The 16,579-nt window shown below is 68.9% G+C and carries 16 protein-coding genes; 6 read left to right on the top strand and 10 right to left on the bottom strand.

Going from position 1 to position 16,579, the window contains the following annotated elements:
* Positions 1-41: 41 nt before the first annotated feature.
* The 3 genes from NQK81_RS37680 to NQK81_RS37670 all read right to left on the bottom strand — a co-directional run bounded on the left by NQK81_RS37680 (position 42) and on the right by NQK81_RS37670 (position 3,145).
* Entirely contained in the window at positions 42-635 is a 594-nt protein-coding gene (locus NQK81_RS37680; RefSeq protein WP_257485282.1) for a hypothetical protein, read from the bottom strand.
* 42 nt (positions 636-677) lie between these two features.
* On the bottom strand, positions 678-1,181 hold the full coding sequence (locus NQK81_RS37675; RefSeq protein ID WP_091599164.1) for a DUF3145 domain-containing protein: 504 nt from the start codon (positions 1,179-1,181) through the stop codon (positions 678-680).
* A gap of 491 nt (positions 1,182-1,672) precedes the next feature.
* A complete protein-coding gene (locus NQK81_RS37670) occupies positions 1,673-3,145 on the bottom strand; it encodes a S8 family serine peptidase (RefSeq protein ID WP_257485281.1) in 1,473 nt (490 codons plus the stop codon).
* Positions 3,146-3,338: 193 nt separating this feature from the next.
* Between NQK81_RS37670 and NQK81_RS37665 the strand changes: the two genes are divergently transcribed.
* A complete protein-coding gene (locus tag NQK81_RS37665; RefSeq protein ID WP_257485280.1) occupies positions 3,339-4,772 on the top strand; it encodes a hypothetical protein in 1,434 nt (477 codons plus the stop codon).
* Here NQK81_RS37665 and NQK81_RS37660 read toward each other — a convergent pair.
* A complete protein-coding gene (locus tag NQK81_RS37660) occupies positions 4,769-6,142 on the bottom strand; it encodes a dihydrolipoyl dehydrogenase family protein (protein ID WP_257485279.1) in 1,374 nt (457 codons plus the stop codon). The genes NQK81_RS37665 and NQK81_RS37660 overlap by 4 nt on opposite strands.
* A gap of 172 nt (positions 6,143-6,314) precedes the next feature.
* On the opposite strand from NQK81_RS37660, the gene NQK81_RS37655 reads away from it, so the two are divergent.
* Complete coding sequence (locus tag NQK81_RS37655) at positions 6,315-7,001, top strand: Lsr2 dimerization domain-containing protein (RefSeq protein ID WP_257485278.1); 687 nt, start codon at positions 6,315-6,317, stop codon at positions 6,999-7,001.
* Positions 7,002-7,103: 102 nt separating this feature from the next.
* On the opposite strand, the gene NQK81_RS37650 is transcribed toward NQK81_RS37655, so the two are convergent.
* From NQK81_RS37650 to NQK81_RS37625, 6 genes are all read right to left on the bottom strand, one after another.
* Positions 7,104-7,853 (bottom strand): lipoate--protein ligase family protein, encoded by a 750-nt coding sequence (locus tag NQK81_RS37650; protein WP_257485277.1) that lies wholly within the window; start codon positions 7,851-7,853, stop codon positions 7,104-7,106.
* The gene (locus NQK81_RS37645; RefSeq protein WP_257485276.1) at positions 7,850-9,235 is read right to left on the bottom strand and encodes an NAD(P)(+) transhydrogenase (Re/Si-specific) subunit beta; all 1,386 of its coding nucleotides are present in this window, start codon (positions 9,233-9,235) and stop codon (positions 7,850-7,852) included. Before NQK81_RS37645 ends, NQK81_RS37650 begins: the two co-directional genes overlap by 4 nt.
* The gene (locus NQK81_RS37640; protein WP_007032801.1) at positions 9,232-9,531 is read right to left on the bottom strand and encodes an NAD(P) transhydrogenase subunit alpha part 2; all 300 of its coding nucleotides are present in this window, start codon (positions 9,529-9,531) and stop codon (positions 9,232-9,234) included. The genes NQK81_RS37645 and NQK81_RS37640 overlap by 4 nt, the downstream gene beginning before the upstream one ends.
* Positions 9,531-10,637, bottom strand: a complete 1,107-nt coding sequence (locus NQK81_RS37635; RefSeq protein WP_257485275.1) for a Re/Si-specific NAD(P)(+) transhydrogenase subunit alpha — start codon at positions 10,635-10,637, stop codon at positions 9,531-9,533. Before NQK81_RS37635 ends, NQK81_RS37640 begins: the two co-directional genes overlap by 1 nt.
* Before the next feature lie 505 nt (positions 10,638-11,142).
* Positions 11,143-11,799: a hypothetical protein gene (locus tag NQK81_RS37630; RefSeq protein WP_257485274.1), complete on the bottom strand. Its 657-nt coding sequence runs from the start codon at positions 11,797-11,799 to the stop codon at positions 11,143-11,145.
* Between the two features lie 153 nt (positions 11,800-11,952).
* Complete coding sequence (locus NQK81_RS37625) at positions 11,953-12,609, bottom strand: TetR family transcriptional regulator (protein ID WP_126736022.1); 657 nt, start codon at positions 12,607-12,609, stop codon at positions 11,953-11,955.
* A gap of 89 nt (positions 12,610-12,698) precedes the next feature.
* On the opposite strand from NQK81_RS37625, the gene NQK81_RS37620 reads away from it, so the two are divergent.
* The 4 genes from NQK81_RS37620 to NQK81_RS37605 all read left to right on the top strand — a co-directional run bounded on the left by NQK81_RS37620 (position 12,699) and on the right by NQK81_RS37605 (position 16,578).
* On the top strand, positions 12,699-13,790 hold the full coding sequence (locus NQK81_RS37620) for a ferredoxin reductase (RefSeq protein ID WP_257485273.1): 1,092 nt from the start codon (positions 12,699-12,701) through the stop codon (positions 13,788-13,790).
* Between the two features lie 13 nt (positions 13,791-13,803).
* Positions 13,804-14,919 (top strand): fatty acid desaturase family protein, encoded by a 1,116-nt coding sequence (locus NQK81_RS37615; RefSeq protein ID WP_034311090.1) that lies wholly within the window; start codon positions 13,804-13,806, stop codon positions 14,917-14,919.
* A gap of 10 nt (positions 14,920-14,929) precedes the next feature.
* Complete coding sequence (locus NQK81_RS37610) at positions 14,930-15,130, top strand: hypothetical protein (protein WP_126736024.1); 201 nt, start codon at positions 14,930-14,932, stop codon at positions 15,128-15,130.
* Between the two features lie 185 nt (positions 15,131-15,315).
* On the top strand, positions 15,316-16,578 hold the full coding sequence (locus NQK81_RS37605) for a sensor histidine kinase (RefSeq protein WP_257485272.1): 1,263 nt from the start codon (positions 15,316-15,318) through the stop codon (positions 16,576-16,578).
* The last annotated feature ends 1 nt before the right edge of the window (position 16,579 follow it).

Here is a 16,579-nt window from a genome sequence, read left to right as displayed (position 1 = left end):
CCCCGCCCGCGTCAGCCTCGGGGACCATGTCACCCCTTACTTCAGCATCTTTCGTGCTCGGGGTTGGTCCCGCCGTCGGTCGTGTCGACCCGCCACGACCCGCTCTCCAGCCGCAGCGGCAGCACCAGCCGCCAGCGGATGCACCCCTCCGGCAGATACAGCGGCGCGTCTTCGACGTCCTGCGTACTGGTGAAGGCGACGAGCACCCGGAGTGTGTTCGGCGTGCCCGGCTCGACGCGGTAGACGAGGATGCTGCCGTCCCGAGTGGACTGGTAGTCCTTCCTCCACTCGGCCGCGGTCTTGGTCTTCGCCCGCTCGCGGCTGACCACCGATGTCCACTTCGGATAGTCGCGATCGTTGATGGCGTCGAAATACCCCTGCAGCACCTGCCGGACGTTCTGGTACTGCGGATGCGCGAAGACGTCCGGGGTCACCTCGACGACGGGCGAGCCGGGCTGCTGCTCCGGGGCGACGGACGTCGGAGACTCGCTCACGACCGGCTCGGTGGGCGCGGCCTCCGGGCGCGTGTAGAGATCACGTGCCAGCAACCCCACGCCGACGGTCAAGGAGATCACGACCACGAGAACGGGGATCAGCCACCGCTGGCGAGAGAGGGGGCGAGGCTGGGCGGTCACCCTGAAAGGTTAGCCGCCCGCCTCTTCCGTCATCACCGGCGTCTACCCGACTTGGTGCAGCCAGGTGACCGGGGCACCGTCACCGGCGTGCCGGTACGGCTCGAGCGCTTCGTCCCAATTGGCGGCGAGGAGCTCGTCAAGCTTGTGCGCCAGCGATTCGCCGGTGCGGACCTTGCTCACCAGGGCGCGCAACTGGTCCTCGCCCACGACGATGTCGCCGTTGGCACTGGTCCTGCCGTGCCACAGGCCGAGGCCCGGAGCGAAACAGAACCTCTCCCCGTCGACCCCCGCACTGGGCTCTTCGGTGACTTCGAACCGGATCATCGGCCACGCCTTGAGCGCGGACGCCAGCTTTCCGCCGGTGCCCGAAGGCGCACGCCAACCACATTCGGCGCGGAGCTGTCCTGGACTGGCGGGCTGCGCCGTCCACTTCAACTCGACTCGGGCACCCAGGGTGCCCGAAATGGCCCACTCGACGTGCGGACACACCGCAGACGGCGACGAGTGGACGTACACCACGCCACGGGTGTTGCCACGGGTGCTCACTGCTGACCTCCGCTACTCGACGAGGGGCGTCTTCCCCTACGACCTCGCGAGCTGCGCTGGTCAGGTGGCTCGTGCCGCCTCCCGGTACGCGTGAGCACATTGTGCACCCCAACTGTGCTGTTTGGCCACATGAACACCACAAGTCGCACCTGATTGGGACGCACGACTCGCGTGAAGGTCGCCGCCACCTCACCGCGGGCACGGCCGGAGGGATCCCTCACGCGGGTGTTCAAGTGAGCGGCGGGGCGTGCCCACCTTGAAGTACATGAAGGCCCCCTTCCTGTACCTAGGCGCAAGGAAGGGGGCCTTCATGTACTGGGGAAGGTGTGAAGGTCGAGTTTCCTCGGCTGAGCCGAGGGAAGGGGGCCTTCACGCGCGGCCGCTGACCCCGTTGGTGCGCCTGGGACGAGACCGCCCGGGCCCAGGTTCCGTGCAGGCCTCCTTGAGGGACTCTGGGTACCTCAAGGAGGCCTGCACGGACTTGAGACGACTCAACCCTGGGCGCCGAGGGACTTCGCCGCGGCGAAGGTGTCCACCAGGCCGGTGCCCTTGTCGAAGCTCGACGTGTACGGTCCCGCGGCCACGTACGGCGAGCCGTTGGCGAACTTGTACGCCGTGCCCTTGATCGCGGCCTCGATGTCGCCCGGGCTCGCGTTCGGCGCGACCTGGAACAGCTGCGCGACGATCCCGGCGATCTGCGGCGCCGCCATCGAGGTCCCGCTGATCACGTTGTAGGTGCCGAGGTCCAGCAGCCCCGGGCCGTTCTTGGGCTGGAGGCCCTGCGTGCAGATCGGCTGCGTCGGACGGCACGCCGAGAGGATGTTCTCCCCCGGCGCGGAAACGTCGGGCCAGCTCGCCTGGTCGGTCTTGAGGCCGCGCGAGGAGAAGTCGGAGATCGTGCCGTCGCGGGTACCGGTGCCCTGGTCGTTGAACGATGCCGCGGAGAGCACGCCCGGCGTCGGGTCCTGTCCCGGCGGGTTGGAGAGGTTCGCCGAACCGTCGCCGCCGTCGTTCCCGTTCGCCCACACCGTGACGACGCCTTCCGCGGCGAGCGCGCGCTGCAGCTTCACCGTCGCCGAGTTCGGGTCGAAGGCACCGCCGCCGCTCGGCCCGTAGGAGTTGTTGGTCACCTTGATCGGCGGGCACACCGACGCCGCGACGTCCGCGCCACAGGGCGCCTTGTGGTTTTCCAGCACCCAGTTCAGCGCCGCGTCCGTGCCGAGCACGAGCAGCGCGGCCCCGGTCGAGACCGAAACGATCTTCGAGCCCGGCGCCGAGCCGCCGACCTCGGTGCCGTCGGACAGTTTCAGCCGGTTCCCGGCGGCGATACCGGTGACGTGCGTGCCGTGGCCGCCGAGGGAGAGCGTGTCGGTGTCGACGGAGGTCGGGACGTCGACGATGCAGTTCGTGGCGGTGCCGTTCAGGCAGAGGCTCTTGAGGTTGCGCACGACCCGCGACTTGCCGTCGGCACCCTTGAAGGCCGGATGCGTCGGGTCGACGCCGGTGTCGATGACCGCGACCGTGACGCCCCTGCCGTCGACGGGCGCGCCACCGGCGTCCTTGAGCTGCGTCTGGGTCTGGAGGCTTCGCGTCGCCGTGGTGCCGGGGCTGCCGTGCGCCTTGAGCTTCTCGTTGCCTTCGACGTAGGTGACCCCGGCGGCCCCGCGGACCGCGCGCACCTGGTCCGCCGTGCCCCGGACCGCGACGACGCCGATCTTCCCGAACGAGGTGATCTTCTTCAGCCCGGCGGTGCGCGCGGCGCGTTCGGCGGTGGCGATGTCGTCGGCGTGCACGAACGCGGTCACCCCGGTGGCGCCGGTGACGGCCGAGAGCAGCCGGGAGAGTCCGGGGGCGACGGGTGCGAGCGGTCCCGCGGCCTGCGCGGGAACCGTCCCCGCGGCCGGGACGGCTAGCAGGGCGACGACGAGTGCTGCACGTCGACGCCAGTGGCGAAATGCGGCCATGGTGTTTCTCCTGGTGACAGGGGGCAGGGGGCTGTCACCTACCAACGAGTACCACCCGGACGGGTGACGGTGCTCACGCGCATTACAACTTTTCGGAGCAACATCACCTCGCCTACCTGCGACGTGTCTTCCCGTTGCTCCGGATGGAGGCGCTAGTTTGTGCAGCGAGACCGACGAGATGGGGAGGGGTTCGGTGCGACTCGTTCGCCTCGCTCAGCAGCCGTCCCGGGTGGCCGAGGACGTCCGCGCCGCGCTGGCCTCACTCGGCCGGGGCAGCAACGTCGTCGGCGGGGTCGCCCTGATCGGCGCCAGCCCGGTCGACGGCAGACCCGTCGAAGCCGTCGTCGTCATGCCCAAGGGCATCCTCATCGTCATCGGCGTCGACCTGCCGGATCCGGCGTTGAAGCTCGAAGCCCCGCTCGGCGGGCCGTGGAAGGCCGACGGCTGGCCGCTGGTCCACGGCGACACGTCGATCAACCCGGCCACGGACGCGCTGTCGCTGTCCGCCGCGTGCACCCACAAGATCGCGGACGTCGCCCCCGGCGCCGGGCCGATCGGCACGATCATCGCCGTCGGGCCGTATGTGGAGACGGTCGACCAGCCCGCCGCGGATCTCGCCGGCTCGGTCCGCGTCCTCTACCCGACGGCGACGACGATGCTCGCCGCGACGGTCTCCCTGGCCAGCGCGCCCCGCCCCCGGTCGGTCCAGCAGGCGCGGGAGCTGATCGCCGCGCTCGCCCCGGACGCGCCGCCGATGCCCGAAGAGATGTTGCTCGGCGAAGGGTTCAGCGCCTACTCCGACGACGAGCCGACGGTGATCCGCGAGAACCCGCTCGTCGCGATCGCGCCGACGGTTCCGGTGCAGCATCCGGGGAAGAAACCCACGAAGTCGGCGGTGCCGCCCGCTCCGCCCGCCAAGCCGGTGAAGGCCGCTCCGCCCGTTCAGCAGGCTGTCGCCGTGAAGCCCCCGCCGCCGGAGGCCGCTCCCGCCGAGCCCGGCCCGAAGACGTCACAGCAGTCCAAGACGGTGAAATGGCTCCCGGTCGCCGCGATCGGCCTGCTCATCGTGCTGCTGATCGCGGCCATCAGCGTCGCTTCCAGCAGTGACGACACGGCGTCCACGCAGGCTCCCCCGCCGCCGGCCCCGTTGACGGCGCCGTCCACCAGTCCGCCGCCGCCGAGCAGCGCGGTGGAGAACATCCAGTTCACGTCGCGGGCGTCCGCCGCGGATCAGAAGTGCGCGTCGCACGCGTACGGCGACGTCCAGTCGAGCCTCCAGCAGACGAGTTGCGCGGGGGTGAAACGCGCGAGCTTCGCCGGCTCCATCGACGGCCGGAACGCCGCGGTGACGATCGCCGTCGTGGACTTCCCGGACGCCGGGCAGGCGACCGCGTTCAAGGCCACCGCCGACACCCCCGGCGGGGGCGGCATCCTCGACCTCGCCACCGAGACCGGCCAGTGGCAGGGCGAAGTCCCGGCGTTCGAAGGCGCCGCCTACCAGAGCAGCCTGGACGGGAAGTCGGTCCGGCTGGTCCAGGTGGTGTGGGTGCCGGGACCGTCCACTCCGGACGATCCCGGCCTCGTCCGCGGCGCGAAGGCCGCGCTCGAACTGCCCGTGAACGGCTAGAGGCCGTACGCCTCCAGAAGACGCAACCACACCTCGCTGATCGTGGGGAACGACGGGACCGCGTGCCACAACCTCGGCAGCGGGACCTCCCCGACGATCGCGATCGTCGCCGCGTGCAGCAGTTCCGCCACGTCCTGCCCGACGAAGGTGGCGCCGACGAGGACACCGCGTTCGGTGTCGACGACGATCCGCGCCTTGCCCGCGTAACCGTCCGCGTGCAGTGACGAACCGGCCACCGCGATGTCGATGTCGACGACGCGGTGCGGCTTGCCCTCCTCCGGACCGGCGAGCCCGACCGAAGCGACCTCCGGGTCGGTGAACACGACCTGCGGGATGGCGTGGTGATCGGCCGTCGCGCTGTGCGCGCTCCATGCGGCGGAGTCGACGGGCTTGCCCGCCGCCTGCGCGGCCACCGCGTCGCCCGCGGCCCTTGCCGCGTATTTGCCCTGATGGGTCAGGGGCGCCCGGCCGGTGACGTCGCCGACGGCGAACAGCCAGCCACCGTCCACAGCGGACACGCGGCCGTTGTCGTCCGTCGTGAGCGGCGCGCCCGCTTCGAGCCCCAGCGTCTCGACGCCGAGCCCGTCGGTCGCCGGGCGGCGGCCGGTGGCGACGAGCAATTCGTCGACGACCAACCGCTCGCCACCTTTCAAGGCCAATTCCTTACCACCGTCCACAGCGGACACGGAATCGAGACCGGAACCGGTGTGCACGGTGACCCCGGCTTCACGGAGACCCGCGACGACGGCGTCTCCCGCGAACTCCGGCAGCCGCGGCAACGGACGTTCACCCGAGATGATCAGGTGGACTTCGGCGCCCAATGTGGCGAAGGCCTGCGCCATTTCGACTCCGACGACACCGCCGCCCAGTACGCCGAGCCGTCCCGGAACCCTCTCCGCCGAAGTCGCCTCTCGCGAACCCCACGGGGAAACGGTGTCCAGCCCGGGGATCGACGGTGTCCGCGGGACACTGCCCGTGGCGACGATCACCGCGTGCCGCGCGGTCAGCAGGTCACCGCCGTCGACCGTGATCTCCCGCTCACCGGTGATCCGTCCGTGGCCGCGGATCGGGACGATTCCGACGCCTTCCGCCCACTCGACCTGTCCGGTGTCGTCTCCCTTGCCGGTGAACCAGTCCCGGCGCGCGAACACCTCGGCCGGGTCGACCGCGTCGCCAACCGGGACGCCGGGAACCCGTTTGGCGGCGGCGAGGAGGTTCCCCGGCCGCAGCAGCGCCTTGCTCGGAATGCAGGCCCAGTAAGAACATTCGCCGCCGAAGCGTTCGTGTTCGACGAGCGCGACCCGGAGGCCGCCCCGCGCTGCCCGTTCGGCGGCGACCTCGCCGACCGGGCCGCCTCCGATCACGATCACGTCAAAATCCTGTGCTGACATGCATTCAGCGCACACCACCGCGCAGCTTCGCGCAACCTGCCGCTATCCTCGTGTCGCTGCGTGAGTCATAGCCGCGGGTCAGGTTTCGCCGTGCCGGTTACGCAGTAGAACGATCGAGCGCGGGAGGTTTTTCATGGCCAGGAACACTGCTGTGCATTTGCTGGATGATCTGACCGGCGAAGCGGCGGAAGAAACGGTCGCATTCGGTTTGGACGGAATCGCTTACGACATCGACCTTTCGGCCGACAACGCCACCGCACTCCGGGAAATCCTGCGTGCCTATGTGGAGAACGGCCGCCGGATCGGCGGACGCAAACTGCGGCCGCGGGTCGTACAGCGGCCCAAGGGCACGCGCGTGACCAAGTCGACGCCGAAGACCGCGGCCACCGCCGCGAAGGCTGAGTCGAAGACGGCCGCGAAGCCGGGCCGCAAGCCCGCCGCGAAGGGTGTCGCCGGCCGCAAGCCCGCCGCCGCCAAGACGGCCGCCGCCCCCAAGGCGGAGGCCAAGGCTCCGGCCAAGACCACGGCGAAAGCCACTGCGGCCAAGGCGAAGTCGACCCGCGGCACGGCGGCGAAGACCACCGCGGCCAAGGCGCCCGCCGGTCGCGCGAAGGCCGCGGCCGCGGCGAAGACCCCGGCCAAGGCCGCGGCGAAGGCCACCGCCAAGACGACCACCGCGAAGGCGGCTCCGAAGAGCGCGGCCGCGAAGACGTCCTCCGCCAAGGCCGCTCCGAAGGCCGCGGCCAAGGCTCCGGCGAAGAAGGCCGCCGAGCCGAAGAAGACCGCACGCGCCGCTCGCAAGGTGCCCGTCGTCACTTTCTCGGCCACGGAGAAATAGTTCCACGAAATACAAAGCGGCCCCCTTCGCGTAATCAGCGAAGGGGGCCGCTTTGTGTCAAGTCTCGTGAGTGGTAATGACGGTTCTAACCGTCCTTACCACTCACGAGGCCGGACGTTGAGCGCCTTCGGCATGCCATTCCGGGTAGTGGTAGCGCGTGTGCTGAAGCGAGCGATGCTGCTCCAGCTCCTGGGCCGAGGGCTTCCGGGTGGCGAGTTCACCCAGTTGCGCGGCCGCCGCCACGCGGACCGCGGCCGTGACTTCGGCAACACCTTTGCGCAGGCCATGCTCGGCGAGCGACGCGACCGGGCTCCGGTGGGAGTCGAGCGGACGCGGATCCGCGGGTGCCGAAGTGAGGTACCGGCCGACCCGTTCCGCCGCCGTCGAGACGAGCAGCGTCGAATGCGCGAGCAAGCCCGTTCTCGTCCGGAACACGGCGAAACCGCACAGCTTCGCGTCACCGACGAACAGGCCTCGATCACCGAGCCGCGACGGCAGCCCGAGTTCGGCCACCGTCGCGGTCATCAGTTCCCCGAGTGCTTCCAGTGGTCTGACGGACTTCCCCGCCAGACCGAGCCCCGGCAGGACGAGCGTGATGTTGAGATTGCCGGGATCGTGGAACACGGTGCCGCCGCCGCTGGCCCGCCGCAGCACCGGGACGCCGTCGCTCGCGCAGACGTCGGCCTTGACCTCGCGTTCGATCTTCTGCCCCCGCCCCACGACCACACAGTCGGTGTTGCGCCAGATCCACAGGACCGGCGCCTCCGGTGCGGCACGCAGGAGGGCTTCGTCGAACGCGAGGTTGTCGGCCGGGTCGTCGAACGAGGCGACGACTTCCGAGGGACCGGTCACAGTGCTTTGAGTTCCTCCACGATCTCGCCCACCGACGATTTGGCGTCGCCGAAGAGCATGCTGGTCTTCGCATCGTAGAAGAGCTCGTTGTCGATACCGGCGAAACCCGAGCTCATCCCGCGTTTGAGCACGATCACCGACCGGCTGTGGTTCACCTTGAGGATCGGCATCCCGTAGATGGGCGAGCCCGGATCGGTCTCCGCGGCCGGGTTCGTGACGTCGTTCGCGCCGATCACCAGCGCGACGTCGGTCTGGGCGAACTCGGAGTTGATCTCGTCCATCTCCTTGAGCTGCTCGTATGGGACGTCGGCCTCGGCGAGGAGCACGTTCATATGCCCCGGCATCCGGCCCGCCACCGGGTGGATGGCGTACGCGACCGTGATCCCCTTGGCCTCCAGCAGTTTCGCCATCTCGCGGACCACGTGCTGCGCCTGCGCGACGGCCATGCCGTAACCGGGCACGACCACGACCTTGTTGGCGTACGCCATCTGGATCGCGGTGTCGGACGCGGAGGTGCTGCGGACCGGCCGGGCCTCGCCGGATCCGCCGCTCGCGACCGCCGTGCCGCCGCCGAACCCGCCGGCGACGATGGCCGGGATCGACCGGTTCATCGCCTTCGCCATCAGGTTCGTCAGGATCGAACCCGAGGCGCCGACGATCATGCCCGCCACGATCAGCGCGGTGTTGTCGAGCGCGAGGCCCATGGCCGCGGCCGACAATCCGGTGAGCGCGTTGAGCAACGAGATGACGACCGGCATGTCCGCGCCGCCGATCGGCAGCACGACCACGACGCCGAGCACGCCCGCCGCGACCAGCAGGCCGATCATCAGCAGTTCCGCGTCACCACCGCTCGCGATGACCACCGCGAGGACGATCGCGGCGATCAACACCAGCGCGTTCACCGGCTGCTGCAGTTTGCCCAAGGTGATCGGGCGGCCGGAGATGAGTTCCTGCAGTTTCCCGAACGCGATGTTCGAGCCCCAGAAGGACACCGAACCGACGATCGCGGCGAACAACGACGCGATCGCGACATACGCGGGCTCGTGCGCGTAGCCCTCGGTGGTGCGGAACTCGACCCACGCGATGAGCGCGACCGCTCCGCCGCCGACGCCGTTGAACAGCGCCACCATCTGCGGCATGGCGGTCATCTTCACCTTGCGCGCGGACGGGACGCCGACGACGACACCGATCGCGACGCCGAGGGCGATGAGCAGCCAGTTGCTCATGCCCGGCGTCAGGAGCGTCGCGATCACCGCGATGGCCATCCCGACCGCGGCGATCCAGTTGCCGCGGACCGCGGTGCGCGGACCGGTCAGGCCCATGAGGCCGTAGATGAACAGGGCGAAGGAAATGATGTAGAGGACGGCGATGAAGGTCGTCACTTGTCACCACCGTCTTCCGGCTTCTTCGCCTTGAACATCGAGAGCATCCGGTCGGTGACGAGGAAGCCGCCGACCACGTTGATCGTGCCGAAGGCGATCGCGATCACCAGCAGGATCTTGTTCAGTACGCCGTCGACCCCGAGGCCGAGCACGATCAGCCCGCCCAGCAGGACGATGCCGTGGATCGCGTTGGTGCCCGACATGAGCGGGGTGTGCAACGTGTTGGGCACCTTGGAGATGACCGTGAAACCCACGAACCCGGCGAGTACGAGGATCGCCAAACTGCCTACGAGCATCACTCGCCCCCTTCTTCTTTTCCGGCAACGCAGGCCCCGGCGACGATCTCGTCGGAGAAGTCGAGCGCGAGCTTGCCTTCGGAGTCGACGAGCAGTTCGAGCAACTCGGTGACGTTGCGCGCGTAGAGCTCGCTGGAATGCGCGGGCATCTCCGCGGCGAGGTTGAGCGGCGAGCAGATGGTGACGTCGTGCTCGACGACCTCCTCCCCCGGTTTCGTCAGTTCGCAGTTGCCGCCGGACTCTCCGGCGAGGTCGACCACGACACCGCCTGCAGGCATCCCCTTCACCGCGTCGGCGGTGACGAGGACCGGCGCCCGGCGGCCGGGGACGAGCGCGGTGGTGATCACGACGTCGAACTTCGTGATCGCTTCGGTGAGCCTGCGTTGCTGCTCGGCCTTCTCCTCGTCTGTCAGCTCGCGGGCGTACCCGCCTTCACCGACCGCCTCGATGCCGAGGTCGAGGAATTTCGCGCCGAGCGATTTCACCTGCTCGCCGACCTCGGGCCGGACGTCGTACCCGGTGGTCTGCGCGCCGAGCCGTTTCGCCGTCGCCAAGGCCTGCAGCCCGGCGACACCGGCGCCGAGCACGAGCACCTTCGCCGGTGGCACCGTCCCGGCGGCGGTGGTGAGCATCGGGAAGAAGCGGGTGAGCTTCTCCGCCGCGAGCAGGACCGCGCGATAGCCCGCGACGCTGCTCTGCGACGACAACGCGTCCATCGCCTGCGCGCGGGAGATCCGCGGGATCGCCTCGACGGCGAAGGCGCGGACGCCCGCCGATTCGAGCGCCGCTATCCCCTCGGGATCACCCCTCGGATTCAGGAAGCCGATGAGAATGGTGCCCTGTTTGAGCTTCGCGACTTCGGCCGCGCTCGGAGGCGCCACCTTCACCACGATGTCGGCATCCCACGGATCGCCGATCACCGCTCCCGCCTGCTCGAAGGTCTCGTCGGCGAGCAGCGCGCCGGCGCCCGCGCCGGGCTCGACCACCACCCGCAGTCCGCTTCCGGAAACGCGCTCGATGAGTTTCGGTACCAGCGCGATACGGCGTTCGCCTTGTCCGGTTTCCCGGACCACACCGACCGTGAGCTGCTCGTTCTCTGCCGCCACAGGCGACCTCCTCGCTGGAGAGGACCACACGAACCCGCACTTCTTACCACGCCCGGCCGACAACTTTCCTGGCTGAACGTATCCGGTCGGCATCTTTCCGTGACATCGCTCATCACGATCGATCCAGCCATCGATCCAGGTGCGCGACGTCATAAGGGGTTACGGCGCACGAAGGTGCGGCGCCTCACTCGCGTGATCGCCCGTCGTGAGCGGCTTGGGAAGTTCGTCCCGCGCCGGGATCCGCGCGATATCAGCCGGATCTGGGCACTCGATCCTGACGGCGAGGCCTACCTCGAGGTGGGCGGCGTGTGGGAGCAGAAGCCGCCGTGGCGCGGCTATGGGTCCGCCCGTGCCCGCGGCAAGAACATCGGCGGCGCAACGGTCACCGACGAGGTCATGCCTGCGCGACATCGCCGACCATCTGGTCATCGGCAACGGCAAGCAGAAGGGCCGGCACCCTTCCCCGGCCACCGTTTCGCGCGTGCTGCGCGACACCTGCGGTCGGCTAGACGGCTGCCAGCCAACGCGAGCGGTGTTGCACGTGGATACCGTCGGTGTTACTGAGGATGCCCTCGGCCCAGTGGAACTGGGTGCAGCCGTGGTTCGGCGCCTCTTCACCGGGCGCGGCTCCGGGTGCGCCGAAGGCGATGTCGAAGAACTTGTCGGCGGTGTGCCGGAAGGCTGGTGTGCTACCGGTCAGGAACAGGGTGTCGCCGTGGATGTGCTCGCGCAGCCGGTCCCGGTTCTTCCGGTGGTGCCGGGCCGCGTAGTCGATGCCTGCCGGATCCGGCAGATACGCCGCTGGGACTTCCGCGGTCTGGCGGAGACCGCGGCCGAGGGCGGAGCGCAACCGCGGCCACGACGAGGCTCGCAGCTGCAGGCTGTGGTGACTCAGGACCAGGTCGAGCCGCCGGCCGCCTCCGTGTTCGGGGTGGGCGGGGTGCCTGCCATGGCGCAGCGGCAAGTAGATGATGGTGTGCTTGGACCGTGCTGCCAGCAGCCACAACACGCCGATGCGGTACGCGGCCCGGCGATCCACGTGAAGCTCTCGCCAATAGTCGTCTGCCCATAGTCCCGCGTTGGCGGTTCCGTCGATCGGGCAGATCACTCGCCAGTCCCGGCCGCCGAGCCGAGCCCGCCGGACCTGGATCGCCACCTTCATCGAATGGTGTCGACCATGCCAGGCGCCCGAATAAGCGTAGTGCCGCACCGACGAACCTTCCCTAGGTCTTCACAGAACACGACAGATTCCCAGAACCGTCCACAGAAGACAAGTGGGTTACGCCGCCCGCCTTGTACGACAGCGCTTTCCGCATCACGGAACGCTGCGCCAGTTCGGCACGCCCAGGAAGATCAGCCGCAGCCGCCGTTCGGCCGTGCGCCCGATCTCGTCGTCACGCGAAGGCGCTTCGAGCAGCTCCAGCACCGTCGTGAGCATGGTCGTCACGATCAGGTCGGCCAGCAGATGGAGATCTTCGGTGCTCCATTCGCGGAGATTGTCGAACCGCGCCAGGTCGACGGCGAGTTCGCTGACGAAGAGCTTGAGCTCGAACGCGATCGCCTGCCGGACCGGTCCCGTGCCGCCGTACCGCTCCCTGGTCAGGAAATGGAAGTGGTCCTCGTGCGCCCGGACGTGCTCGCGCAGGATGCGCACGGACGTCTTGATCATGTCGTTGTACGCGGCCGGCTTGGTGCGTGCCGACCGGATCATCGTGCGCAGCGTGCGCATCGACTCCTCGACGAGCGCCACGCCCAGTTCGTCCATCGACGCGAAATGACGGTAGAACGCCGTCGGCACGATCCCGGCCTGCTTCGCCACCTCGCGCAGGCTGAGCCCGGAGAACCCTCGTTCCGCCACCAGGTCCAGGGCGGCGTCCAGCAGCGCCTGCCGTGTGCGCTGCTTGCGCTCCTGCCGGGAAACGGGCTCCGTTGTCACGACGGACAGCGTAATCGCCTCCGCACTATCACCCACGTCACATCACCCTCCTCTCGCGTTGACAAGCGCGACCGTCGCCACTTCACTATTGAGTGTACAAGCGTTCACTGAATTTGGGAGAAGTGATGACGGCACTGGTACCGCGCAGGGCCAGGCGGCTGGCCTCGCTGGTCGAGGCCCTGCTCACGCCCCATGGCATGGACCGCTACCTCGAACTCGTCGATCCGATGCTGGTCCGCCGCGAGATCCGCGGCCTGGTCACCGACGTCCGCCGGCAGACATCCGACACGGTCACGCTGACCATCCGGCCGAGCCGGGCCTGGCGGGGACACGTCGCGGGCCAGTACGTGCGGGTGACCGTCGAGATCGACGGCGTCCGCCGGACCCGCTGCTACTCGCCAGCCGGTTCGGAGCACGACGGATCACTGGAACTGACCATCAAGGCCGACCCGCAGGGGCTCGTCTCGCGGCATCTGCACCGCACGGTCACCATCGGTTCCGTGCTCGGCCTGTCCACTCCGGACGGTGAGTTCACCCTGCCATCGCCGCGGCCCCGGCGGATCCTGCTACTGAGCGGCGGGAGCGGGATCACGCCCGTCCTGTCGATGCTGCGCACGCTGGCGGACGAGAAGTACGAGGGCGATCTCGCCTTCCTGCACTACTCCAACGGCGCCGAGGACGCGCTCTACCGCGCCGAGCTCGCCGGCCTCGCGCGCCGCCTGCCCGGCCTGCGGGTGATACACGCGTTCACTCACGCCAAGACCGGCGGCGACCTGCATGGGTTCTTCTCGAAGGAACACCTCGCCGAGGCCGCGCCGTGGTACCCGGACGCCGAAACCTTCCTCTGCGGTCCGAAGCCGCTGATGGATTCGGTCCGCGAAGTCTTCGAGGCCGACGGCCTGGGTGCACATCTGCACACCGAGGAGTTCACGCCGCCGGCGCTCACCTTCGACACCGAGAACGCCGAAGGGCAGGTGCGGTTCGCGCGCAGCGGCCGCGAGTTCGCCAACTCCGGGAAACCGTTGCTGGAGCAGGCCGAAGACGCGGGCCTCAGCCCGGAACACGGCTGCCGGATGGGCATCTGCTTCTCCTGCACGCAGATCAAGACCTCCGGCTGTGTGCGCAACGCCAAGACCGGCGAGACCTCGAGCGAAGAGAACGAAGAGATCCAGCTCTGCATCTCCGTCCCGGTCGGGGACGTCGAGATCAACGCTTAGAAAGGAATCCGGGATGACCGGCTTGCAGGACAAGCTCACCCCCGCCCAGGTCGAGGAGTTCGGCCGCGAACTGGACGAGATCCGGCAGCGGATCGTCGCCGATCTCGGCCAGGCCGACGTCGACTACATCCACAACGTCATCAAGACCCAGCGCGCGCTCGAGGTCGCCGGCCGCGGGCTGCTGTTCGCCGGGTTCTTCCCGCCGGCGTGGGTCGCCGGGGTGACCGCGCTCTCGGTGGCGAAGATCCTCGACAACATGGAGATCGGCCACAACGTCATGCACGGCCAGTACGACTGGACGCGCGACCCGGCGCTGAGCTCGCAGAAGTTCGAATGGGACACCGTCGCGCCGTCGGAGAACTGGCGTCACTCCCACAACTACATCCACCACACGTACACGAACATCCTCGACAAGGACCGCGACATCGGTTACGGCGTCCTGCGGATGGACACCGCGCAGAAATGGCACCCGTACTACCTGGGCAACCCGGTGTACGCGACGCTGCTCGCGCTGTTCTTCCAGTGGGGCGTCATGCTGCACGACCTCGAGTTCGACCGCGTCGTCAAGGGCGAGCGCAAGTGGTCGGACAACAAGGAGGTCGGCCTGAAGATGCTCAAGAAGGCGGGCCGCCAGGTCGGCAAGGACTACGTGCTCTTCCCGCTGCTGACCGGTCCGCTCGCGCCGCTGACCTTCCTCGGCAACGCCACCGCGAACCTGACCCGAAACCTGTGGGCGTTCTCGATCATCTTCTGCGGGCACTTCCCCGCCGACGTCGAGAGCTTCACCGAGGAGGAGACCGAGAACGAGTCGCGGGGCCAGTGGTACCTGCGGCAGATCCTCGGGTCGGCGAACATCACCGGCGGCAAGCTCTTCCACATCATGACCGGGAACCTCTCGCACCAGATCGAGCACCACCTGTTCCCGGACATCCCGGCGCGCCGCTACCCGGAGATCGCGGGCGAGGTGCGGGCGATCTGCGAGAAGTACGGCCTGCCGTACAACACCGGCCCGCTGCACAAGCAGCTGTTCTCGGTGGCCAAGAAGATCGTGAAACTGGCCCTTCCGTGGAACGGCGAGCCCCGCACACCGGCTACCGTGGAGAGCGACAAGACCCTCCGAGCGGCTTAAGGTGTCTGACATGGTCGGTCAGTTCGAAAGCACCAAGGACGTGGTCCAAGAGGTCACCGAGTCCGCGGCCACCCATATCGGCAACATCGCGACGATCATCACCGGCGCGATCCGGGACATCGCCCGCGAGACCGGCGACTGGCTGACGGACGTCATCGAGATGCGCGAGGCGTCCCAGCGGGCGCAGGCGGACGAGAACCGCGAGGACTAGCGGCAGGACTTGCGAAACACGGCCTGGTCAGGTCGCGAAAGCCACTTTCGGGACATCCGACGGCGCGAAAGTGGCTTTCGCGACATGCCGCGGGCCGTCCTTGTGAAAGTCCGGAAACGCGCTCAAGACGAAGATTACGGAAAACCGGATGGGCACGGGGCGGGTGGCCACGGCAGGCTGAAGCCGTGCTCACCCGCCTCGTCCTTCCTCGCCGCGTCCTCAGCGCCCAGCTGAGCCGCGCGTACTGGGCCGAGCTGGCGTGGGTGATCGCCGGCGCGCCGCTGACCCTGGTGTTCGTGGTGCTCGTCGTCGTCGGGTTGTTCCTCGGCGCCGGCCTGAGCCTGCTCACCATCGGGCTGCCCGTCCTCATCGGCGTCCTGGCGGGCGCGCGGCTGATCGGCATCGCCCACGTCGGCCTGGCGCGCGTCCTGCTCGGGACGAAGGTGACCCCGCCCGCCCGGCCGGAACTGCGGCCGGGGCTCTGGAACGGCGTCAAAGGACGGCTCGGGGACCCGCTCGGCTGGCGGTCGATCGCCTACCTGCTGATCCGGCTGCCGCTGTCCTTGATCGGGTTCTTCCTGGTCGCGGCCATGTTCGTGTACGCAGGGAGCACGCTGAGCTATCCGCTGTTCTGGTTCACCCTGAACGGCGAAGCCATGCCCACGTTCGACCTCCGCGTCGACACCTGGCCCCTCACCCTGCCGCTCGCCGCCACCGGGCTGGCCGTCCTGCTGGCGATGCCGTGGGTGGTCCACGGGCTCACCGAATTCGACCGCCTGCTGGTGCGCGGCGTCCTCGGCGCCGAGGACCTCTCCCAACGCGTGCGCGAGCTCGAACGCAGCCGCGCGACCGCGGTCGACGACGCGGCGCGGCGGCTGCGCCGGATCGAACGCGACCTGCACGACGGCGCGCAGGCCCAGCTGGTCGCGCTGGCGATGAAGCTCGGCATCGCGAAGGACGAGCTCGCCGGCGATGGTGACATCGAGCAGGTCACCGCCCTGGTCACCGCCGCACACGCCAGCGCGAAACAGGCTCTGGTCGAGCTGCGCGACCTCGCCCGCGGCATCCATCCCGCCGCGCTCGACGCGGGCCTCGACGTCGCACTGTCCACTTTGGCCGCGGGCTCGGGGATCGACGCGCGGATCACCGTGGACCTGCCGGAGCGGCCGTCGCCGTCGATCGAGACCATCGCCTACTTCACCGTCGCCGAGCTGCTGACGAATGCCGCCAAGCACACTTCCGCCGCGATCGAGGTCGACGTGGGTATCGTCGGCGAAGACCTGCGGCTCGTCGTGCGCGACGGCGGCGAAGGCGGGGCCCGGCCGGTACGCGGCGGCGGGCTCGCCGGGATCGCCGAGCGGCTCGCGACGGTGGACGGCGGGCTCGACATCGACAGCCCTCCGGGTGGGCCTACGGTGATCAGCGCGGGAATACCGATACGGAAATAGG

Origin of the sequence: Amycolatopsis roodepoortensis (assembly GCF_024628825.1) — a bacterium.
Lineage (GTDB): Bacteria > Actinomycetota > Actinomycetes > Mycobacteriales > Pseudonocardiaceae > Amycolatopsis > Amycolatopsis roodepoortensis.
Note: the sequence above shows the minus strand (reverse complement) of the source record. Positions and strands in the feature narration are given on the sequence as shown.

Coding starts and splice junctions, on each gene's coding strand:
- NQK81_RS37620 (WP_257485273.1), top strand. CDS start 12,699: ATGACGGCACTGGTACCGCGCAGGGCCAGGCGGCTGGCCTCGCTGGTC.
- NQK81_RS37615 (WP_034311090.1), top strand. CDS start 13,804: ATGACCGGCTTGCAGGACAAGCTCACCCCCGCCCAGGTCGAGGAGTTC.
- NQK81_RS37630 (WP_257485274.1), bottom strand. CDS start 11,799: ATGAAGGTGGCGATCCAGGTCCGGCGGGCTCGGCTCGGCGGCCGGGAC.
- NQK81_RS37610 (WP_126736024.1), top strand. CDS start 14,930: ATGGTCGGTCAGTTCGAAAGCACCAAGGACGTGGTCCAAGAGGTCACC.
- NQK81_RS37640 (WP_007032801.1), bottom strand. CDS start 9,531: ATGCTCGTAGGCAGTTTGGCGATCCTCGTACTCGCCGGGTTCGTGGGT.
- NQK81_RS37670 (WP_257485281.1), bottom strand. CDS start 3,145: ATGGCCGCATTTCGCCACTGGCGTCGACGTGCAGCACTCGTCGTCGCC.